Source organism: Dickeya sp. ws52 (assembly GCF_007210685.1).
Taxonomy (GTDB): domain Bacteria; phylum Pseudomonadota; class Gammaproteobacteria; order Enterobacterales; family Enterobacteriaceae; genus Dickeya; species Dickeya chrysanthemi.
The window spans coordinates 148,465-169,818 of sequence record NZ_SZVX01000005.1 but is presented as its reverse complement, the minus strand read 5'-3'; the positions used below and the strand labels follow the sequence as shown (position 1 = coordinate 169,818).

At 52.0% G+C, this 21,354-nt stretch carries 17 protein-coding genes; 6 read left to right on the top strand and 11 right to left on the bottom strand.

From position 1 onward, the window contains the following. Window positions 1-436 precede the first annotated feature (436 nt). The 5 genes from pncB to FDP13_RS06665 all read left to right on the top strand — a co-directional run bounded on the left by pncB (window position 437) and on the right by FDP13_RS06665 (window position 7,723). Window positions 437-1,642 carry a nicotinate phosphoribosyltransferase gene (gene pncB / locus FDP13_RS06685; RefSeq protein ID WP_143839068.1) on the top strand — a complete coding sequence of 402 codons (1,206 nt, stop codon included), beginning with the start codon at window positions 437-439 and terminating at the stop codon, window positions 1,640-1,642. A 178-nt stretch (window positions 1,643-1,820) separates the two neighbouring features. Beyond that, entirely contained in the window at window positions 1,821-3,221 is a 1,401-nt protein-coding gene (asnS, locus tag FDP13_RS06680) for an asparagine--tRNA ligase (RefSeq protein ID WP_033576241.1), read from the top strand. A gap of 298 nt (window positions 3,222-3,519) precedes the next feature. Continuing rightward, entirely contained in the window at window positions 3,520-4,614 is a 1,095-nt protein-coding gene (locus tag FDP13_RS06675; RefSeq protein ID WP_033576242.1) for a porin, read from the top strand. A 535-nt stretch (window positions 4,615-5,149) separates the two neighbouring features. Beyond that, window positions 5,150-6,271 carry a porin gene (locus FDP13_RS06670; protein WP_033576243.1) on the top strand — a complete coding sequence of 374 codons (1,122 nt, stop codon included), beginning with the start codon at window positions 5,150-5,152 and terminating at the stop codon, window positions 6,269-6,271. 261 nt (window positions 6,272-6,532) lie between these two features. Continuing rightward, window positions 6,533-7,723 (top strand): amino acid aminotransferase, encoded by a 1,191-nt coding sequence (locus tag FDP13_RS06665; RefSeq protein WP_143839067.1) that lies wholly within the window; start codon window positions 6,533-6,535, stop codon window positions 7,721-7,723. A 217-nt stretch (window positions 7,724-7,940) separates the two neighbouring features. Here FDP13_RS06665 and FDP13_RS06660 read toward each other — a convergent pair whose 3' ends face one another. From FDP13_RS06660 to btuC, 10 genes are all read right to left on the bottom strand, one after another. Beyond that, entirely contained in the window at window positions 7,941-10,178 is a 2,238-nt protein-coding gene (locus tag FDP13_RS06660) for a YgiQ family radical SAM protein (protein WP_143839066.1), read from the bottom strand. A 291-nt stretch (window positions 10,179-10,469) separates the two neighbouring features. Continuing rightward, window positions 10,470-11,108 (bottom strand): MBL fold metallo-hydrolase, encoded by a 639-nt coding sequence (locus tag FDP13_RS06655; protein ID WP_027711735.1) that lies wholly within the window; start codon window positions 11,106-11,108, stop codon window positions 10,470-10,472. A 69-nt stretch (window positions 11,109-11,177) separates the two neighbouring features. Then, window positions 11,178-11,726, bottom strand: a complete 549-nt coding sequence (locus FDP13_RS06650) for a YcbK family protein (protein ID WP_012769384.1) — start codon at window positions 11,724-11,726, stop codon at window positions 11,178-11,180. 197 nt (window positions 11,727-11,923) lie between these two features. After that, window positions 11,924-13,615, bottom strand: a complete 1,692-nt coding sequence (gene ldtD / locus FDP13_RS06645) for a L,D-transpeptidase (RefSeq protein ID WP_143839065.1) — start codon at window positions 13,613-13,615, stop codon at window positions 11,924-11,926. A gap of 347 nt (window positions 13,616-13,962) precedes the next feature. Next, window positions 13,963-15,414 (bottom strand): protein adenylyltransferase SelO, encoded by a 1,452-nt coding sequence (locus FDP13_RS06640; RefSeq protein WP_143839064.1) that lies wholly within the window; start codon window positions 15,412-15,414, stop codon window positions 13,963-13,965. A 250-nt stretch (window positions 15,415-15,664) separates the two neighbouring features. Continuing rightward, entirely contained in the window at window positions 15,665-16,396 is a 732-nt protein-coding gene (locus FDP13_RS06635; protein WP_143839063.1) for an EAL domain-containing protein, read from the bottom strand. A 441-nt stretch (window positions 16,397-16,837) separates the two neighbouring features. After that, window positions 16,838-17,302 (bottom strand): NlpC/P60 family protein, encoded by a 465-nt coding sequence (locus FDP13_RS06630; protein ID WP_012769380.1) that lies wholly within the window; start codon window positions 17,300-17,302, stop codon window positions 16,838-16,840. Between the two features lie 200 nt (window positions 17,303-17,502). After that, window positions 17,503-18,273 (bottom strand): vitamin B12 ABC transporter ATP-binding protein BtuD, encoded by a 771-nt coding sequence (gene btuD / locus FDP13_RS06625; protein WP_143839062.1) that lies wholly within the window; start codon window positions 18,271-18,273, stop codon window positions 17,503-17,505. 2 nt (window positions 18,274-18,275) lie between these two features. Then, entirely contained in the window at window positions 18,276-18,827 is a 552-nt protein-coding gene (locus FDP13_RS06620) for a glutathione peroxidase (RefSeq protein WP_033576249.1), read from the bottom strand. Window positions 18,828-18,984: 157 nt separating this feature from the next. Continuing rightward, window positions 18,985-19,986 (bottom strand): vitamin B12 ABC transporter permease BtuC, encoded by a 1,002-nt coding sequence (gene btuC, locus FDP13_RS06615; RefSeq protein WP_143839061.1) that lies wholly within the window; start codon window positions 19,984-19,986, stop codon window positions 18,985-18,987. Window positions 19,987-20,240: 254 nt separating this feature from the next. Between btuC and FDP13_RS06610 the strand changes: the two genes are divergently transcribed. Continuing rightward, window positions 20,241-20,495, top strand: a complete 255-nt coding sequence (locus tag FDP13_RS06610) for a hypothetical protein (protein ID WP_012769376.1) — start codon at window positions 20,241-20,243, stop codon at window positions 20,493-20,495. Here FDP13_RS06610 and cobB read toward each other — a convergent pair. Further along, window positions 20,487-21,317 carry a Sir2 family NAD+-dependent deacetylase gene (cobB, locus tag FDP13_RS06605; RefSeq protein WP_012769375.1) on the bottom strand — a complete coding sequence of 277 codons (831 nt, stop codon included), beginning with the start codon at window positions 21,315-21,317 and terminating at the stop codon, window positions 20,487-20,489. The genes FDP13_RS06610 and cobB overlap by 9 nt on opposite strands. Between the last annotated feature and the right edge of the window lie 37 nt (window positions 21,318-21,354).

Genomic DNA, 21,354 nt, shown 5'->3' with positions numbered 1-21,354 from the left:
CACACAGTAAACAAGGGTAAACAGCACCCGTTCATACCCGCTTTTCTCTGCGAGTAGCCGGGCCGCCGCATAATACGACTGATACCGTCTACTTTGTGCGCAGTTCCGTTATTCAACAGGCTGTTACGTCTATTAAAGGGGAGTGACTGTCGGAATGCAAACTTTCCTGCCGGCGCGTCGCTGCCACGGCGGCGGGACAATTTTTCCGGCATTTTTGTTTAGTATAAAAAACATTATAATTCAATTACTCATGGTAAACAGCACGTAAAAACAGCTACTTTTTTGTCACAATCGCACGATTGAATCTCGCCTTCATCCGCCCAATATGGTGTGATAAGTCCCATTGAACAGACAGTTGGCTCTCGCTGTCGATGACCATGACGGTCACTTGTAATTAGCTTGTAAATCGTATTAAACGAGGATGCGGTAACGCATTATGACTTTACACACAGCCCCCATACTAACCTCATTGCTGGATACCGACGCCTACAAATTGCATATGCAGCAGGCGGTATTTCACCACTACTATGATGTCCATGTGGCGGCGGAGTTTCGCTGTCGCGGCGACGAGTTGTTAGGGCACTACGCGGATGAGATTCGGGCGCAGGTGGAAGCCATGAGCCGCTTGTCGCTGCATGACGATGAACATGCCTACCTCGCCTCTCTGCCGTTTTTCAAAGCCGATTACCTGGACTGGCTGAAAAGCTTCCGTTTTGATCCCTCGCAAATCCGCATCGGCAATCATCAGGGCAAACTGGATATCCGCATCACCGGGCCATGGCGTGAAGTGATTTTGTGGGAAGTTCCGCTGCTTGCCGTCATCAGTGAAGTGGTTCATCGTGCCCGTACACCCGGCGTACATGTCGAGGCCGCTATCGACCGGTTACAGACAACACTGGCCCACTTTCGCCGGCAAAGTGCCGATGTCGATCTCAGCCGTTTTAAACTGATGGATTTTGGTACTCGTCGCCGTTTCTCTCACGACGTTCAGCACCAGATCGTCCGCACCCTGAAAGCGGACTTCCCTTATCTGATCGGCAGCAGTAACTATGATCTGGCGCGCCGCCTGCAACTGACGCCGGTTGGAACGCAGGCGCACGAATGGTTTCAGGCTCATCAGCAAATCAGCCCTACGCTTGCCAACAGCCAACGCGCCGCGCTGGATGCCTGGCTGCTGGAATACCCCGATCAACTCGGCATCGCCCTGACCGACTGCATCACTATGGATGCCTTCCTGCGCGACTTTGACCGGCATTTCGCCCGTCACTATCAGGGGTTGCGCCATGATTCCGGCGATCCGATCGAATGGGGCGAAAAAGCCATCGCGCATTATCATGCGCTGGATATCGACCCAATGGGCAAAACGCTGGTATTTTCCGATAACCTTAACCTGGAAAAAGCACTGCATCTTTACCGCCACTTCGGCCAACGCATTAATGTTGTCTTCGGTATCGGCACCCGGCTGACCTGCGATATTCCCAACGTGAAGCCACTGAATATCGTCATCAAATTGGTGGAATGCAACGGCAAACCGGTCGCTAAACTGTCGGACAGCCCGGGGAAAACCATTTGTCAGGATCAGGCATTCGTCAGCGAACTGCGCAAGGCGTTTGATCTGCCACTCGTGAAAAAAGCCTCCTGAGTCGTCCCCATCCCACACGACTGACTACTCTTTAAGCCAGCAGCACCGGAATCGCATAAAACTTGCAAGGTTCCGGTGATTTCTACTTGTGTCCTGCCCGACGACAAGTAACATAACGAAACGCCCATTTATGGGCAGTGACAGTTACCCATTAAATTTCACCAATAGAGAGAATGTTATGAGCGTAGTGCCTGTAGTCGACGTACTGCAAGGCCGTGTCGCCGTTGACAGTGACGTCACCGTGCGCGGCTGGGTACGTACCCGGAGAGACTCTAAAGCCGGTATTTCCTTTATTGCCGTCTATGACGGTTCCTGCTTTGATTCGCTACAGGCTGTCGTCAATAATAATCTTGCCAATTACCAAAGCGATGTGCTGCGTCTGACTACCGGCTGCTCAGTGGAAGTCACCGGCAAGGTGGTGGAATCTCCCGGCGAAGGCCAAAGTTTTGAACTGCAGGCAACCGAGCTCAAGGTGGTCGGTTGGGTGGAAGACCCAGACACCTATCCGATGGCCGCCAAGCGCCACAGTATCGAATACCTGCGTGAAGTGGCGCACCTGCGCCCGCGCACCAACCTGATCGGCGCCGTCGCCCGAGTGCGTCATACGCTGGCCCAGGCTATCCATCGTTTCTTTCATCAGAGCGGTTTCTATTGGGTATCCACCCCGCTTATTACCGCCTCCGATACCGAAGGCGCCGGTGAAATGTTCCGGGTATCCACGCTGGATCTGGAAAACCTGCCGCGTGACGATCAGGGCAAAGTCGATTTCAGTGAAGACTTCTTCGGTAAAGAAGCGTTTCTGACCGTATCCGGCCAGCTTAACGGCGAAACCTACGCCTGCGCGCTGTCTAAAATCTATACTTTCGGCCCCACCTTCCGCGCGGAAAACTCCAATACCAGCCGCCATCTGGCAGAGTTCTGGATGATCGAACCGGAAGTCGCGTTCGCCACGCTGGACGATATTGCCGCGCTGGCGGAAAACCTGCTGAAGTTTGTGTTCAAGGCCGTGTTGGAAGAGCGTGCCGACGACATGAAATTCTTTGCTGAACGTGTAGATAAAGACGCCGTCAGCCGTCTGGAGCGTTTTGTCAGTTCTGATTTCGCCCAGGTTGACTACACCGATGCCATCACCATTCTGGAAAACTGCGGGCAGACTTTCGAAAACCCGGTGTCCTGGGGTATCGACCTGTCTTCCGAGCACGAACGCTATCTGGCTGAGAAGCACTTCCAGGCCCCTGTCGTCGTCAAAAACTACCCGAAAGACATTAAAGCCTTTTATATGCGCATGAACAGCGACGGTAAAACCGTGGCGGCGATGGACGTGCTGGCGCCGGGGATTGGCGAAATCATCGGTGGCTCTCAGCGCGAAGAGCGTCTGGAACAACTGGACACCCGTCTGGAAGAAATGGGGCTCAGTAAAGAGGACTACTGGTGGTATCGCGACCTGCGTCGTTACGGCACCATCCCTCATTCAGGTTTCGGCCTCGGTTTTGAACGTTTGATTGCTTATGTAACCGGTGTACAAAATGTGCGCGATGTTATTCCGTTCCCGCGCACACCACGCAGCGCCACCTTCTAAGCAAAAAATAACATAAGAAAAACAGATATATGTAGTAAGAAGGGCACCTTATTGGTGCCCTTCTTATTTTGTTTTAGACGTTGCTCACAAAGTTCCCTGATTTTTACAAATTGAAACACATATTTTCCAATGGTTACTCGAATTAGAAATTAGTATCATTTAAAGGGTAGATTAACGCGCGGGTGAATGGAAAACTGCGTGCAGACACAGGAAGACAACTGTATTCGCAATAAAGTTCCGTTAAGGTTTTTTTACTGTGATCCAGATGTCTTAATAACACCAATGAGGGTAATTAATAATGATGAAGCGCAACGTTCTTGCAGTGGTAATCCCTGCTCTGTTGGCTGCCGGCGCAGCTAACGCGGCTGAAGTGTACAACAAAGACGGCAACAAGCTGGACCTGACCGGTAAAGTTGTTGGCCTGCACTACTTTAGTAACGACAAAGATAACGATGGTGACCAGAGCTATGTGCGTCTGGGTTTCAAAGGCGAAACCAAGATCAACGACGATCTGACTGGTTATGGCCGTTTCGAGTACAACTTTAATGCAAATCGTACAGAAGAAATTGAACAACGCCATAATCCATCTACTCAGGCGGGTAATACGCGTTATGCTTATGCTGGCTTAAAACTCGGTGATTTTGGTTCCATTGATTACGGTCGTAATCGTGCTATTGGTTATGATGGTATTTCTTACACCGACGTATTGCCTGAGTGGGGTGGTGACCAGTCCAACACTGATACAATCACTGGCCGTAATGCTGGCGTAGCAACCTACCGTAACAAAGACTTCTTCGGTTTAGTTCAAGGTTGGGACTTTGGTCTGCAATATCAAGGTAAACATGAAGACTCTACAAGACGTTCCAAACAAACCGGTGATGGCTGGGGTGTCTCTTCTTCTTATACCTCTCCTGTTGGTGTTGGTGTAATTGCTTCTTATGAATCTGTAGACCGTACAAATCTTCAGCTCGCTGATAGTCATGGTAGCAAGGCTGATGTTTGGGCTACTGGCCTGAAATATGATGCAAACAATGTTTATGTAGCTGTGACTTATGGCGAAGCTCGTAACCTGAGTGTTATCGATAGCGCTGCGACTTCTTTTGCTCCAGCAACAAGCACTGCTGATAAGACTAAAATCTTTGAAGCTGTTGCACAATATACGTTTGACTTCGGTTTGACACCTTCATTAGGCTACGTTACAGCTAAAGCGAAGGATGATTCAAACGGCAACAATGATTACATCACTAAATATGTTAGCTTGGGTGCAAACTATGCATTCAACAAAAACATGGCGGTTTATACCGAATATGATATCAATCTGTTAGATAGCAACAACAAATACAGTCTCGCTAACGATGACCGCGTTGCTGTTGGTATTGTTTACCAGTTCTAATCTAAACAGGCTGGCTATTGTTGCATGATTTTATTGTAGCAATATCATCTATACCGTCGATTAATGTATTTTGGTCGGCGGTTTTTTCTTGAACGCCTGAAATAGCCTTCATATTTATTATACATAGGCATGACGTAACAAAAATCCCCCCGTTTGAATACATTTCATCGTCCATCTAAACTATTACCGCCACATGGCAGAAAAATTTATTTTTTATTAAATTAAAACAATAAATTACTACTCCAATTATAAGCCACAACCCACATTAATGAGCAAAACTCCATCACTTACATGTCGAATATATTGCTTTTTTATTTCATTTTTATAAAAAGCAATATGATATTAACTTTTGGATACGCGTTTTTTTTAAATGTTTCTATTTGATCATGTCAGTAGCATATTCATTGTAGATAAACCCTATACCTGATGAAACACTGCCTGCGGACACAGAACGACACCTGCTTAGACGAGAAGTTCCTTACAGATTTTTCTGTAATACCAGCGCAGGTGATATAACACAACGAGGGTATTGATAATGATGAAGCATAATATTCTGGCAGTGGTAATCCCGGCGCTGTTGGCCGTTGGTGCAGCTAACTCGGCTGAGATCTATAACAAAGATGGCAACAAGCTGAATCTTAACGGTAAGATTGACGGCTTACATTACTTCTCCAAAGATAATACCGGTAACAACAATGGTGACCAAAGCTATGTTCGCCTTGGCTTCACTGGTGAAACCAAGATCAACAGTGATGTGACCGGTTACGGTCGTTTTGAATATCAGTTTAACGCCAATCGCAGCGAAGAAAGAGAAAGCCTAAATAACAGTGCCGCTGGTCAGACTCGTTACGCTTATGCAGGCCTGAAACTTGCCGATTTCGGCTCTATCGACTATGGCCGTAACCGCAACGTATCTTACGACGGTATGTCCTACACCGACGTACTGCCGGAATGGGGTGGTGACTCATCTTACACTGATGGCTTTACAGGCCGTAACTCTGGTGTTGCCAACTATCGAAATAAAAACTTCTTTGGTCTGGTTGACGGTCTGAATTTTGGTCTGAGCTATCAGTCTGCTCATTCTGATTCGAGCAGTATTAGAAAAGATACTGGTGCTGGCTGGGCCATGTCGACCTCCTATAATTCACCACTTGGCATAGGTATTACTGGATCTTATGGTCACGCTAACCGTACAACCACTCAGACAACTGATGGTCATGGCCCCGATACTGAAATGTGGGCAACTGGTCTGAAATATGATACCAACAACATCTATATAGCTGCTACCTACGGTGAATATCGTAACATGACCTATATCAACAGCTATAAATTTAACCTCGGTGCATCCACTATGCCGACATCTAACGCCTTTGACAAAACCAAGGTGTTTGAAGCGGTTGCCCAGTACAACTTCGACTTCGGCTTAAAGCCATCTATCGCTTACGTATCAGCTAAAGTAGAAAATGATACTGCAGCCACCGCCATGGCTAACACTAGCGGTTACTTGGACAAGTACGTCAGTCTGGGTCTAACCTATTCCTTCAATAAAAATTTCTCGACTTATACAGAGTATGACATCAACCTGATGGATAGCGATAACATCTACCGACAAGCAACCAACGACCGCGTTGCCGTAGGTATGGTCTACCAGTTCTAATTGCTTTTGCTTTATTGAGTACCTGTGTCAAGCCGGGAACCCTCTCTCCCGGCTTTTTACATTCATGAATACTTACCACGTACCGCTTTTATCACACCGCTCTGCCATGCCGCCCTGCCCCAACCTTTCTCATAAGGTATTTGTACCATCACTTTATCTTCTGCCATTATTTCCGTTTCTTTTGATGCAAACGGTTGGCAAAGCCAGACGCTGGCGTTAACCTGCTATTTCTGTTTATTCTCTGTCATGGATTACTTCGCAATGTTTGAAAAAATCTCTGCCGCACCTGCCGATCCGATTCTGGGTCTGGCTGATTTGTTTCGCGCTGATGAGCGTCCTCACAAGATCAATCTGGGAATCGGGGTCTATAAGGATGAAACCGGTAAAACCCCTGTACTCACCAGCGTAAAAAAAGCAGAACAACTGTTACTGGAAACAGAAACCACTAAAAACTACCTGAGCATTGACGGCATCCCGGAATTCGCCCGCTGCACTCAGGAGTTGTTGTTCGGCAAGCAGAGTGAAATCATTGCGAATAAACGCGCACGGACCGCACAGACGCCGGGCGGCACCGGTGGTTTGCGTGTGGCGGCCGACTTCATCGCCAGCCAGACCAGCGCCAAACGCATTTGGGTCAGCAACCCGAGTTGGCCGAACCACAAAAATGTTTTCTCGGCCGTCGGCCTCGAAGTCTGTGATTACACGTACTATGATGCCGTTAACCACAAGCTGGATTTTGACGGGTTGCTGAGCAGCCTCAGCGAGGCTCAGGCTGGTGATGTGGTCCTGTTCCACGGCTGTTGTCATAATCCGACCGGTATTGATCCGACCAAAGAACAGTGGGAACAGCTGGCCGCACTGGCGCTGGATAAAGGCTGGTTACCGCTGTTTGACTTTGCCTATCAAGGTTTTGCCCGCGGTTTGGATGAAGATGCCGAAGGTCTGCGTATTTTCGCCGCCAAACACCAGGAACTCATCGTCGCCAGTTCTTACTCCAAGAACTTTGGCCTGTACAACGAGCGTGTCGGCGCCTGCACTATCGTAGCGGCAGACGCAGCAGTTGCAGATACGGCATTCAGCCAGGTCAAAGCGGGGATCCGTGCCAACTACTCCAACCCACCGTCACACGGTGCGGCCGTGGTGGCGACGGTGCTGTCCAATGAATCGCTGCGTAATATCTGGGAACAGGAATTAACCGCGATGCGTGAGCGCATTCAACGTATGCGTCATTTGTTCGTCAGTACCTTGCAGGAAAAAGGCGCGAATCAGGATTTTTCCTTCATCATCAACCAGAATGGCATGTTCTCCTTCAGCGGGTTGAATAAGGACCAGGTACTGCGTCTGCGCAATGAATTTGGTATTTACGCCGTGAACTCAGGCCGAATCAACGTAGCAGGTATGACACCGGAAAATATGGCGCCGCTGTGCGAAGCCATTGTCGCCGTACTGTAATGTGGATGACGCCCGCGGCCTTTTAATGTCACCATAGAAAGGTCAGCGCACCGGTTTAATGCCAGTCAGTCAGAGCCTATCCCACCAGGCTCTTAATCCTGACTGGCAATCCTGACTGGCATTGTTTTGTTCGTTTTTTACATTCTACGTCTGCGCTACACCACGCTGTCAGTATTCACCGATATGTTACGAGGTCTGGGCGCGTCCTAACGAGGAATCATCCTCTTGGGCGCTTACTTTGAGTGCCCGACTTACCCGCCCCTGTGCGGGTCGATGCCTTGCCTGTGTTTGCCGGCATGGCTTGAGCCGGTTTGGCATTGCCTGGCCCACGCGGGGTTTGACCATTACCGCGCTGATAATTGATATCACTATGTCGGGTCAGCGCCGGCCTTGCACCCTTGCCGGAGGCCCGAGCCGTACGTTCGCCGCGGCTTTCTGCCGGGACCAGACACTCGGTGCCGGAACCAATCAGATAGCCTTTGCCCATGCCCAGCAACGCTTCACGAATAATCGGCCAGCCTGCCGGATCGTGGTAGCGCAGAATCGCCTTGTGCAGACGGCGGCGGCGCTCGCCCTTGGCCACAAACACGTCGCCATCGGTCCGGCTCAGTTTGGAAAGTGGGTTTTTCTCGGTGTAATACATGGTGGTCGCGTTGGCGAGCGGCGATGGATAGAAGTTTTGCACCTGATCGAGCTTGAAGCGGTTTGACTTGAGCCACAGGGCCAGGTTCACCATGTCGTCATCGGTGGTGCCAGGGTGCGCAGCAATAAAATACGGGATAAGGTACTGCTCTTTGCCCGCCTCTTTCGAGAACTTGTCAAACAGCGCCTTGAACTTGTAGTAAGTCCCCATACCCGGCTTCATCATCATCGCGAGCGGGCCCTCTTCGGTGTGCTCCGGCGCAATCTTGAGATACCCCCCCACATGATACCTGGCGAGCTCACGCACATAGCGCGGATCTTCCACCGCAAGGTCATAGCGCACGCCGGAGGCGATCAGGATCTTCTTGATGCCTTTGAGGTCGCGCGCCTTGCGATAAAGATTGATGGTCGGCGTGTGGTCAGTGTTCATATGCGGGCAGATGCCCGGCCAAACGCAGGAAGCACGGCGACAGGTTTGCTCTGCTCTCGGGCTTTTGCAGCGCAGCTTGTACATATTGGCGGTCGGGCCGCCGAGATCGGAGATGACGCCGGTAAAACCCGGCACTTTGTCGCGGATCTCTTCGATTTCCGTCAAGATCGACGCTTCCGAACGGCTCTGGATAATACGCCCTTCGTGCTCGGTGATGGAACAGAACGAGCAGCCGCCAAAACAACCACGCATGATGTTGACCGAGGTCTTGATCATGTCATAGGCCGGGATCTTCTCCTTACCGTAAGCCGGGTGCGGCACCCGCTGGTACGGCAGGCCAAACACCCCGTCCATTTCGTCGGTTTCGAGCGGGAATGCCGGCGGATTAACCCAGATGATGCGATCGCCGTGTGCCTGAGCCAGCGCCCGGGCGCAACCAGGGTTGGTCTCGTGGTGCAGGATGCGCGACGCATGGGCATAGAGCACCTTGTCTTCTTTGACCCGCTCAAAAGCCGGCAACTTGACGTAGGTTTTCTCCCAGGGCTTGGGTTTGGCCGGCTGAACCCGCACCGGTCTGGCTTCTTGTGCGGCCGGTGCGGCGTCGCTGGCATCGTCCGAGCAGGGTGCCCCTTCCATGTAAGGATTGGGGATAGGGTCGATACGGCCAATCTGATCGAGCTTGCTCGAGTCGACTCCGCTCCAGCCCGGCAGCGGCTCGCGGCGGATGACGGCGGTGCCGCGAATGTCCTGCATGGTTTCGATGCTTTCGCCTGCGGCGATACGATGCGCCACGTCGATAAGCGGTCGCTCGGCGTTGCCGTAAATCAGAAGGTCGGCTTTGGCATCAAACAGGATGGAGCGGCGAATCGTTTCGGACCAATAGTCATAATGGGCGATACGGCGAAGCGAAGCCTCAATGCCGCCGATGATGACCGGTATCTCCTTGTAGGCCTCCTTGCAGCGCTGGGTATAGACCAGCGTTGCGCGATCGGGCCTTTTGCCGGCGACGTTGCCGGGGGTATAAGCATCATCGTGGCGCAGCTTTTTATCCGAGGTGTAGCGATTGATCATCGAGTCCATATTGCCTGCCGTTACCCCAAAAAAGAGGTTAGGCTTGCCCAGACGCATAAAGTCCGCTTTGGAGGACCAATCCGGCTGCGCGATGATACCGACCCGAAAGCCCTGGGATTCGAGCATACGGCCAATCACTGCCATCCCAAAACTCGGGTGATCCACGTAAGCATCACCGGTTACCAGAATGATGTCGCAACTGTCCCAGCCGAGCTTGTCCATCTCGTTGCGCGACATGGGCAGAAAGGGCGCGGTACCATAGCATTCAGCCCAATAGCGGGGATAGGAAAAGAGCGGGGTTATCGGTTGCATTTTGACCACCTGGAAAATTCTGGTCGCGCATTATACCGGCTGGCAAGGGTTGCGGCGATGGCTTTTTATCCCTGTACATCGTGGAAATTAGCGAAACGGGAGCAACAGGCGGAATCGCTTGTTTTGTCAGTTATAAAGAGGGTGGGTTTCCCAGTGTCTGCGAGAGAATCCACAAAAATACTATTTCCACAAAAACACAGCATGAGAAAACGGACAAAAAATAATGCCAGTCAGGTTCACTGGCTGGCATTAGGCAGACTCGCAGGCCTTTTTATTGCGTTGATACGCAAATCACTCGGTATCACGCACAAACGGATTGGTACGACGCTCTTCACCGAAGGTAGACATCGGCCCGTGGCCCGGAATAAACGCGATATCATCACCGAGAGGAAATAACTTATTGCGGATGGATGCTATCAGTGCCTGGTGATCGCCCTGCGGGAAATCGCTACGTCCCACGCCGCCACGAAAAATGACATCCCCGACCTGAGCGAAACGCGATAACTTATCCACGAACACCACATGCCCCGGTGTATGCCCAGGGCAATGCAGAACAGACAACTCTGACTCGCCAAGGGTGATGGTATCGCCGTCCTCCAGCCAACGCGTCGGCGTCAACGGCGGGCAATCACTCAAACCAAACATGCGGCTCTGGGCCGGTAATCCGTCAAGCCAGAACGCGTCGGCACGTTGCGGGCCGACAATCGGCGCCTGGAAGTGCTCAGCCAGCGCCACCGCAGCGCCCACATGGTCCAGATGACCATGCGTCAACAAAATCTGGGTTATCGTCACCCCCGCCTGCGCAACGGCCTGTTTGATTTTGTCTGCTTCGCCGCCAGGATCGACAATAGCGGCCTGCAAGGTTTTCTCGCACCATAACAGGGTGCAATTTTGACCGAAGGCCGTAACAGGAATAATTTGGTACTTCATACCACTCCGTCTTTACTCCAAATCCTTATTCGAGGGAAAACACTCCGCCCCGCCTATCTATCCCCTGTATTACCAGGTACGGATCGCGCCGGTATCGATGTGCACGAAATTGCTCTGCGGATAATAGCCAACGCCACCGGCACGCATTTTTACCGCTGCTTTGCGTATATTCGCCAGTTGGACGCCTTCAATATGGAAATCCATGGCCTTACCCAAGGTATGATAGCTCTGTTTCGCCACGCCCTTACTGTGCGACCGCAGATCTTCATTGGTGCTGTAAGAACGGTAACCCGAGATCAGCTGTACCGGCTTGGTCGTACCTAACATCACCTGCAGGCGGTAGAGCTGATCAAACAGCGAGGGGTCGATGGTTTTAACTTTATTTGCCCGATAATCACGGAAAAAGTGGTTCAACCGGGAGAGTTCTTCTTTGTTATAGCGACGGCCATCAAAGAATTCGACTTTAATGCGTTCACCGGTGTTGAGATTGTTTAATGTCAGAATGCGCGGACGAGCCGTAGATAATGAAGCGAATGACTGACCCGGCAAGAGTGCTATCCCTAACGCTGCGCCGCCGAGCGCCAGCCATTTGCGTCGATGATTATCAATGTATTCCATAAAGATCGCGTACCCTGGGCTAAAAAAGCGAAGAGAAAAACAACAAATGAAGCGGTACGTAAAAGCACCGCTTTGCACCTTAACTGCCTGAGAGTAGCCCGTCAACCCACGTGATTGAGGCTATTATGCGCCGCCGCCGCGGTTTTCGCTCTGCCCGCTTATCGACGTAATCCGGGAATTGCCCGGATTACGGATAGTTACTGTAATAATAATCCGGCTCGGGACAATGCCAGCGCACCGGTTTTTACCGTATCATCATAATTGTAAATATCTGTGCGGAACTGTGGCTTACCGTCATCGGCCACCCAGGCGGTGAGATAATAGAAATTCACCGGCACGCGTTGGCGCACAGCGACATAGGTGGTATTCCCCTGCTCCAGCGTTGACGAGATACGAGCATTGTTCCAGCCGGCATCCTGCAACAATAATGCCGCCAGCTCCGACGCTTTATTGACGCGCACGCATCCCGAACTCAACGCCCGAATATCTTTCTGGAACAGATTGTGGTTCGGCGTGTCATGCAGATAGATAGAGTCCGTATTAGGCATATTGAACTTGTAGCGCCCCAGAGAATTACTGTCTCCCGGTGCCTGACGCAAACGATATGGGAAGTTACCGGCCGACATCATCGGCCAGTCGATCATTGACGGGTCAATGGGCTGGGCGCTGTCGGTCCAGCCTGATAACACGGTGTAACCGTGGCGCTGCAAATACCCCGGGTCTTGAATCACTTTAGGAATAATATCCTGACGGGTCAGCGTGGTGGGCACATTCCAGGGCGGATTCATCACCACATTGCTGAGCGAACTGCTCATCAGCGGCGTTTTTCGTTTAGGCTGGCCGACAATCACCCGCGACGACAGGATCTCCGCGCCATTCTGGTAATAGCTAAGCGAATAATTGGGGATGTTCACCACAATGCCGCTGCTGACTTTATCCGGCACCAGGCGCAGGCGCTGGATATTCAACGCCAGCAACGCCGCGCGCATCTGCGAAGACACATTGAGCCAGTCCCGCGTGCGTTTGCCAATGACACCGTCGTCTTGCAGACCTTGTGAATGCTGAAAACGTTTTACGGCCTCCACCATTTCGCCGTCATAACGCAATGCGGCTGTATTGCCGGCGGCCGTCGCATCGTTAAACAGCGGCATAGCCGCGCTATCCTGACTCAGCATTCCGGTTCGCAACAAAATTTCTTGCAATACCGGCAGCGCATTACTTTCATCGCCGGGGCGTAATGAATCCGCCAACACCAGTTTCGGCCAGGGGCGATTATCCGTCAGCATGTTTTTCAATGCCGTGTGCATTTTTTCATACTGAGAATGACGAGGCGCCAGTGAGGCAATAAACGCCGCACCATTGCCGGAGGTTATCGCCTGCTGCCACTGTTCAATCATCGCCGCCGACGGCGCCGCCAGCTTATAAGGAACGCTGCCATACAGCCAGTTGCCGCCGTTTTTTTCTACCCCGGCAACAAATTGGAGATAGCCCAACATGGCATCTGATAACACCACATCGCGGGAAAAACCGCTTAATTTTGGATCGGTCAGCCAGGTCACCCAGGTGTTAAATTGCGGTTGTACCCCAGAGAGCGCCACTTCCGCCAGTTGTTGCTGAAAAGCTTTAACTAACTGGGTATCACTCCACATCGGCCGACTATGTTGGCGCGCATAAAGTGTGGTCAACTCGCCGAGATAATAAGGCGTAATACCGGCAGGCAAACCGCTTGTAACAGAGGAGTGATTTTTTATCGACGCCGACGCCGCCACACTGCCGGGCGCCGCCGATGAAGCCGCCTGAACAGAAAACGAACTCAACACGCTACCCAGCCAAATCGAACCGGCTACGCCCAAAAGCAGTTTTTGTGTATTTCGTTTAACTACCAACATCCATTTATCCCCTGTACATAAAATGACACTGCTTTTATTACACCGTGTTTTATCTACCGGCCTGTTTCTGTCGGCCAATACGGTTTTCGCACCCGGTATTTCAAATACCGCTCTGCGCGTTACAACAAATCTGCGCGTTACAACAAACGGCAATCATTACGCCCCGGAGTTATCCATCCTGTCGTGCGGCTCTACATCACGAAAAATGGTGGGATGCAACGCTGGCTTATTCTGATTTTACGGCGCGACAGGGGAAATAACGAGACCTGATGCACCGGTAATTTAAATATCATACCGTCAGTTATCACGTTTTTCTTCACTCATGTTGCATACCGGGCACGCGCAATCTAGCTTGAACAGGAGATAGCCAGATGTTTTCCCCAGTCTGGCGGCAAACCGGCCAAATCAGCCCTTTCGGGTTGATCATCATACGGCTGACACAAGGTTTGATGCAGGCGGGCAAGCAAACCGACATCCCCCGTCTCAGCCCGTTCAATCGCCTGTTGCGCCAGATAGTTACGCAAGATATAACGCGGGTTGGCCAGCTTCATCTGTTGCTGACGCGCAGCATCGTCGGTGCTTTCCAGCATCAGCCGTTGGCGATACAAACTGAACCATTCATCAAACGCCGCCCTATCGATAAACACGTCCCGTAATGGTGAGTGGCGGCTATGCTGTTCCGTTTCCGACAACAACCGAAAAATATGGCTATAGTCGGCTTGTTCCCGCGTCATCAGTTGTAATAATCCGACTAACACATCATTGTCTTGCGCCAGCGGCGTAGTAAACCCCAGTTTGGCGCGCATCAATTCGCCGAACCGTTGCATCAACGCCGGCTCATAGCGATTCAGCGCTTGCTGTAGCTTATCTGCGGATATCAATCCCGAGAGGGTCTGTGCCAAGCGATGTAAATTCCACAAAGCCACCGCCGGCTGATTATCAAACGCGTAACGTCCCTGATGGTCTGAATGATTGCAGATATAACCGGGCTGATAGTCATCCATGAATCCGAACGGGCCGTAATCAATCGTCAGGCCAAGAATAGACATATTGTCGGTATTCATGACGCCGTGTGCAAAGCCCACCGCTTGCCAGTGGGCAATCAGCCTTGCGGTCCGCTCCACAACATCGTTGAACCACAGATAAAAGCGATCAATCTCCTGCTGCCAGTGCGGCCAATGGCAGGCAATCACGTACTCGGCCAACTGACGAACTTTTTCAGGCTCACGACGATAATAAAAATGCTCGAAATGACCGAAACGGACATGGCTGTCCGCGACCCGCAATAACATCGCCCCCCGCTCCTCTTGTTCACGCTGAACGGGGTGGTCGCTGGCGACGATCGTCAAGGCTCGCGTGGTGGGAATATTAAGATGATGTAACGCTTCAGAAGCCAGAAACTCACGCACAACAGAACGCAGCACCGCCCGCCCGTCACCCATACGTGAATAAGGGGTCAATCCCGCCCCTTTGAGATGCCAGTCTTGTGTTCGACCATCGGCCAGTTGCTGCTGTCCAAGTAAAATCCCGCGTCCGTCTCCCAATTGCCCGGCCCAGACGCCGAACTGATGGCCGCTGTATACCTGAGCCAACGGCGCCATTCCCGGCAATGTTTTTTCCCCGCTCCAGATACGGCGGTTATCCCCCTCAAAGTAGTCAGCGGATAACCCCAGCGTCTCGGCCAAGGGGGCGTTGTAATAAAGCAAACGCGCCCCGTGTAATGGCGTGGGCGTCAGTTCGGTATAAAAACCCGGCAATTGTTGATGATAGTGGTTATTGAACAGCAGGTGATGTGGCATAACTCCCCCTTTTCTCCTCAGTGTAGAACTGCATCAGGAGAATTAACACGGAGTAACCACAGGGGCATTAACCGATATTCCTTGCCTACCTCAGCTTGCAGGTTAAGTTGCGTTGTTCAACACGCGAGCGTGTTGCCCTGCAACTCGAATTATTTTGGGTGTAGCAACAATCAGCCAGAAAAACATACCGTGCACGCGGCACAAAAACAGCAGGCACCGACGGTTGTCGAGCGCCTGTATCAGCCAACCCTTAACTGTAACAAGCCACCGGAATTAACACAGTCTCCAGCGATTCCGGAGACAAAGACGGCCATAATTGCCCCTGAACGGCATTAATATCAAGCTCGAGCGCCCTCTCAAAACCGGCAACCGTATCCACCCCTTTCGCGACTACATTCAGTGAAGGGCACTGTTTTTTCATCGCATGTAACATGGGGTTAATAATAGAAACCGAGACAGGTCGCGTTAATAGTTTACCGATAAATGCTGCGTCCATTTTTACGCTGGAAATAACGCCATCATAAAATGGCTTCATATTTACGTTACCGGCACCAAAATTATCCAACCACAAATGAAAAGATTGGCTTAATTTCATCAGCAGAGCATTATCTCGCCCACACGATATATCGGGGAAATTTTCATTGATTTCAAGTTGCAGAAAAGAGAGTGAGCGGAATTCACGCCCCAGCGACGTATCGTCAACCAGAAATTCCGTCAATGTATGATCGATTTTCAACACAACGGCGATACGATGATTGATAAACCATGCTGATTTATCCTTCAAGATCGCCAGTTGCTCTCTCAGCAGCGTTTGCTTCTGCCGATGACTCAACACCCCCAGGAGAATATTCTGGGGTATGGACAGCCCGGCTTCGCTCTGAAAGCGGCCGTTCATCTCCAGTGCTAGTAACCGTGAATCAAGGCGATAAATCGGAGAAAAATGGTACTGACTGACATAGTCAACTTCAAGTTGGATACGCATAGTGTTATAGCCAGAGTTAAAAGATTAAACCCGCCGTAACGAGCCGTCAGGCAGGAAAACATGCCTGACCAGATCCTATTCGCTGCTACCACTCCTGACACATTAAGAGAAATTAATAATAATCAAACGAAGTGCGTACTTTATCGACTCAGCCCGCCAGCATCCGTAAGAAAATATAATAAATTGCTCTCATCCTTTTTCACGCGAATACCATTTGGTTACTGCCAAAACCAACGCTAATCTATAATTTGCCTCTACCGGAAAACAATCCGTTTTTCATTTTTCAGACAAAGCCCTAATACAGATTTCAAATTATTAACGAATGCTTTCCGACAACCAGACAATTAATGTGTTTATTTCGTGATGATGTTGAGGGTAATCCGTCTGTAATTGCTCGCCGACTGTGACCAATGCAACAGGCCGCAGTCAGGCGGCCAAAAATCAGATACGGCGGGCCTGCCAGTAGGCCCGTTTCCAGTAAACGTTGTTTAGCGACGAGCGCATCACCCCGCGGCTGGTCGAAGCATGAATAAACTGGTCATGGCTATCATAGATGCCGACATGCAGCCCATTCTCACCGCTACCGGTACGGAAAAAGACCAGATCGCCCGGCAGCAGGTCACCACGATCGACACGCGTGCCGACTGCCGTCTGCTCCTCGGTCGAACGCGGCAACGTCAGGCCGAATCTATCTCGAAACGTCAGATAAACGAAACCAGAGCAATCAATGCCATCGTGATCCAGCCCGCCATAGCGGTATGGTGTACCATGCCACTGTGCCAGTTGCTCATGCAGTTGCGCGCTCACCTCACTGGTATCACCCAAGCGGGTACTTTGCGGCACATGGCTACTACACCCTGCCAGAAACAATGCCACCAGTATTAGCCAGACTCTCCAGAACCTCATGCGCTTATACTCACCATTGACGGGATCGCCCCACAAAACCGAATTACGTCATATTATCATTTACGCTTTGACGTTAATCGCCAGAAAACAGAGAGTTTTTCTGCCATAACGCCAGATTACGGTGAATATCGCCGCTATATCGCAGGCATACAGTCGGTAACAACGCATCACCCGTCCGCTGCGTTATCCTCTATGGGGCATTATTCCTGTTGCGCCAGCATCCAGTGCCGCCCTTCCAGCACATAATCCGTAAATGCCACGCCAAACACCGCAGATAGCCTATCCGGTTGCATCACATCGGCGACCGTTCCCTGCGCCGCCACCTCACCAGCGGACATCAGCCAGACACGATCGGCATGATGCAAGGTATGATTCAAGTCATGGCCTGAAGCTATCACCGTCAGCCCCGCCCGACATAACTCCGCCAGCAATGAATCCAGCGCAACACGTTGGGCAATATCCAGACTGGCGACGGGTTCATCCAGCAGTAATAACCGGGCTGACGGATTCAGTGTCGGCCAGGCCTGCAACAACACCGCCGCCAGCCTGACGCGCTGCCATTCGCCGCCGGATAGCCGGGTCAGCGGGCGTCGCAATTTATCCGCCAACGATAGCCGCTCCGTCAGCCGCTGCACAACCGTATCCACCGCATGAGCATCACCAGATGAGGGTTGATGCAACTGCAAATACTGAAACACCGGCATCAGCGCCAGTGCGCGGTGATGTTGCGGCAGATACGCCCGCACCCTCGCCAGCTCACCCGCCGCCCAGTCCGCTATCGGCCGCCCAAGCAGCTGCGCCTCGCCTTCCCCCGGCTGCAAACCGGCCATCAATGCCAGCAACGTACTCTTACCCGCGCCATTAGGACCAATAATATGAACCTGTTCACCGGGATAACAGTTAAGACACACCGAAGATAGCCGCCCGGCGACACTGACATTTCGCAGACTGAGTAAGGGTTGAGCCGTCACGATTACTGCGCCAGCGCCTGTTCAACGGCTTTGATAATCACGCTGTCATCCGGCGTCATATCAGGTGAAAAGCGCGCTATCACCTCACCACGGCGATTAATCAAAAATTTTTCAAAATTCCACAGAATATCGCCAGGATGTACGGGCGCCTGGCCTTTGCTGACGCGGCGCTCATAAAATTCACTCCCCTGCGGCCGCAACGCTTGCGGTTGTGACTGAATCAATGCCTGATACAAGGGGTGGCGATCACTGCCGTTGACCGCTATTTTGCCAAACATCGGAAACTGTACGCCGAAAGTCCCGCGGCAAAACGCGCTTATCTCCTCGTTGCTGCCCGGCTCTTGCCCGGCAAATTCATTGGAAGGAAAACCCAATACGGCAAACCCGCGATCACGATACGTTTCGTACAGATTTTCCAGGGCTTCATATTGCCGGGTCAGCCCACACTGCGAAGCGACATTCACTACCAGCAGCACGTTATTACGCCAGTTTTCCAGTGTTGTCTGACGGCCATCGATGGTTTGCAGGGGAATTGCGTAGATGTCATTGCTCATTGTCTGTTCCTGTTATTCAAACTACTTATCATTGTCGAACTGCCTATCGTCGCGAACCGGCGTGTCCGCCGGTCGACGTTGTTAGCAGGTCGATGTTGTTAGCCGGTCGACGTATGCACCTGAATGATTGCGCCTTATCGCTGTATCCTCGTAGGAATCACACCTGATGGCGCAACAACAGCCAGATAAACCAGGGAGCCCCCAGTGTGGCGGTCACTACACCGACCGGCAGTTCTGCCGTCGCCAGCACAGTGCGCGCCAGCGTATCCGCCAGCATCAGCACAACAGCACCGGCCAGGCCGCATCCGGTTAATAGATAGCGCTGATCGGTCAACCCGCACAAGCGCAAAATATGCGGGATAACCAGGCCGACAAAACCGATCACGCCGGCCAGCGCCACACTAAGGCCAACCAGCGCGCCCATTGCCAGAACCAGCGCATTGCGCCAGTACAACACCGCAACCCCTAACTGCCGGGCCGCCGATTCGCCCAACGCCAGTTGGTTGAGCACGCCGCCACAGCGCGCCAGCCACACCAGTAGAGGTAATATCAGCAGCATTAACCCGCCGTAGCGCCAATCCACACCGCTGAATCCGCCCATCATCCAATACATTAACTGGCGCAGATCAACGCTGGTACTGAAATAGACCGCCCAAGTCATCAAGGCGCTGCAAATAATGCCGAGGGCGACGCCAATAAGCAGTAACCTGGCGTTAGAAACCCCGGCCCGGGAAAAGTGCAGCAACAGCAACGTCACCAGCAACGCACCGGCAATAGCGCATACACTGAGGCTCCAGACCGGCAACGCGCCTTGCCCGAGCAACACCGCAACGACCAGCGCCACGCCCGCACCGTTGGAGACGCCAAGCAGCCCCGGCTCAGCCAACGGGTTATCGAATACGGCCTGCATAACCGCGCCGCCCATTGCCAACCCTGCCCCCACCAGCATCACCGCCAGCGTACGCGGCAGCCTGAGCTGCCAGATAAAGAGTGAAGACTCAGGATCCAACCAATGCGTCGGCCCAATCCAGCGTTCGCCGGCACACAGACTCACCACAATACCGGATACCAGCAACAGCCAGAGAACCAGCAGGCGCTGGCGATCTCGCTGTTGCTGACGTTGTTTCAGTTGGGTATAGCCTAACGGGGTTAATTGCATGAGAAAGCCTGCAATAAAAAAGTCGGATAATGACTCATGATGCGTATATCCACAGTGATATCAAGCTGATGCGGGAAAATTCCGCTAAAGAATGGAAGACGGCTCGAAAAATCCGCCGCAAAGAACGGCGACGAATACCCATCGAGGTAAGGTATGAAATGTGATTACCCCATCCAATTTGATTATTTTTCGATCTATCAAATCTCAACTACCCTAATAGAAGACCATCACCGATCATCCCACGAGGTAATATTATGCTGGTATCTTTTTTGCGCAGGCTGTATCGCGCCCGACGTAAAGACAAACACCGAGATAGCGCCGCCACCCACACCTGCGTCGAATGCGAATACAGCTTCTACAACCACGAAGCCTGCCTGCCGTTCGACCAGCTCGAAGAGTGTTTACGCGCCCGTCGTGATGCGCTGATGCAGGAACGCCCGCCGGTAGCCGAATCGATGCCCAGCATCATTCATCCACGCCGGGCGGGCAAATCATCAGATTCAGGTTGACGTCGCGGCATACCGCGCAAGCCAGTTGTGGACAAACTCCACCACAACCTTACTGGCGGGGCCATAAATATGCTCATCGAACTGGCTTTGGATTTGGCTTGGCTCCAGATTCAGTTCCACGGTATGCGCGCCGTGTACGTGGGCTTCGTGAACAAAACCCGCGGCCGGATAGACATGGCCCGATGTTCCGATAGCGATGAAAAAATTCGCTTCCGACAACGCATGATAGATGCGGTCCATCCCCAGCGGCATCTCGCCGAACCACACCACATGGGGGCGCAACGGCGCCGGAAACTGGCAGCAATGGCAGCGGTCATCCACGGACACATCATCCGTCCACTCAAATACCTGCCCGCTGTGGCTGCAACGGACTTTCAGCAACTCGCCGTGCATGTGAATGATGCGCTTGTTGCCGGCACGCTCATGTAAATTGTCGATATTCTGGGTGACTAACAGAAAATGATCGCCGAGCGCCGCTTCCAGCTCCGCCAACGCCAGATGCGCCGCGTTAGGCACAATCTCCGGTTGCTGCAACTGGCGACGACGCTGATTGTAAAAGTTCTGCACCGTTTGCGGATCGCGATGAAACCCTTCCGGTGTGGCGACATCTTCCACCCGATGCTCTTCCCATAGCCCATCCGAAGCACGGAACGTGCGAATACCGGACTCAGCAGAAATCCCTGCTCCGGTAAGTACAACAACACGTGGTTTATTCACGTTTTTGACCACCAGATAATCAAGATGAAAAATGCGGGCACACAAACGCTGATGACGGAGGCGTTTTCGCTGCCGAAAACGGTGTAATCGCTGACGCGAGTGCATGTCTGCTCCTTAGCATGTTTTAAGCGCACCTCGGCAA

What these genes read in the sequence shown, in the direction of transcription:
- pncB (WP_143839068.1), top strand. Translation starts at nt 437, where the DNA reads ATGACTTTACACACAGCCCCCATACTAACCTCATTGCTGGATACCGAC.
- btuC (WP_143839061.1), bottom strand. Translation starts at nt 19,986, where the DNA reads ATGCAATTAACCCCGTTAGGCTATACCCAACTGAAACAACGTCAGCAA.
- FDP13_RS06650 (WP_012769384.1), bottom strand. Translation starts at nt 11,726, where the DNA reads ATGGAATACATTGATAATCATCGACGCAAATGGCTGGCGCTCGGCGGC.
- asnS (WP_033576241.1), top strand. Translation starts at nt 1,821, where the DNA reads ATGAGCGTAGTGCCTGTAGTCGACGTACTGCAAGGCCGTGTCGCCGTT.
- FDP13_RS06660 (WP_143839066.1), bottom strand. Translation starts at nt 10,178, where the DNA reads ATGCAACCGATAACCCCGCTCTTTTCCTATCCCCGCTATTGGGCTGAA.
- FDP13_RS06610 (WP_012769376.1), top strand. Translation starts at nt 20,241, where the DNA reads ATGCTGGTATCTTTTTTGCGCAGGCTGTATCGCGCCCGACGTAAAGAC.
- cobB (WP_012769375.1), bottom strand. Translation starts at nt 21,317, where the DNA reads ATGCACTCGCGTCAGCGATTACACCGTTTTCGGCAGCGAAAACGCCTC.
- FDP13_RS06620 (WP_033576249.1), bottom strand. Translation starts at nt 18,827, where the DNA reads ATGAGCAATGACATCTACGCAATTCCCCTGCAAACCATCGATGGCCGT.
- FDP13_RS06640 (WP_143839064.1), bottom strand. Translation starts at nt 15,414, where the DNA reads ATGCCACATCACCTGCTGTTCAATAACCACTATCATCAACAATTGCCG.
- FDP13_RS06655 (WP_027711735.1), bottom strand. Translation starts at nt 11,108, where the DNA reads ATGAAGTACCAAATTATTCCTGTTACGGCCTTCGGTCAAAATTGCACC.
- FDP13_RS06630 (WP_012769380.1), bottom strand. Translation starts at nt 17,302, where the DNA reads ATGAGGTTCTGGAGAGTCTGGCTAATACTGGTGGCATTGTTTCTGGCA.
- FDP13_RS06635 (WP_143839063.1), bottom strand. Translation starts at nt 16,396, where the DNA reads ATGCGTATCCAACTTGAAGTTGACTATGTCAGTCAGTACCATTTTTCT.
- ldtD (WP_143839065.1), bottom strand. Translation starts at nt 13,615, where the DNA reads ATGTTGGTAGTTAAACGAAATACACAAAAACTGCTTTTGGGCGTAGCC.
- FDP13_RS06670 (WP_033576243.1), top strand. Translation starts at nt 5,150, where the DNA reads ATGATGAAGCATAATATTCTGGCAGTGGTAATCCCGGCGCTGTTGGCC.
- FDP13_RS06665 (WP_143839067.1), top strand. Translation starts at nt 6,533, where the DNA reads ATGTTTGAAAAAATCTCTGCCGCACCTGCCGATCCGATTCTGGGTCTG.
- FDP13_RS06675 (WP_033576242.1), top strand. Translation starts at nt 3,520, where the DNA reads ATGATGAAGCGCAACGTTCTTGCAGTGGTAATCCCTGCTCTGTTGGCT.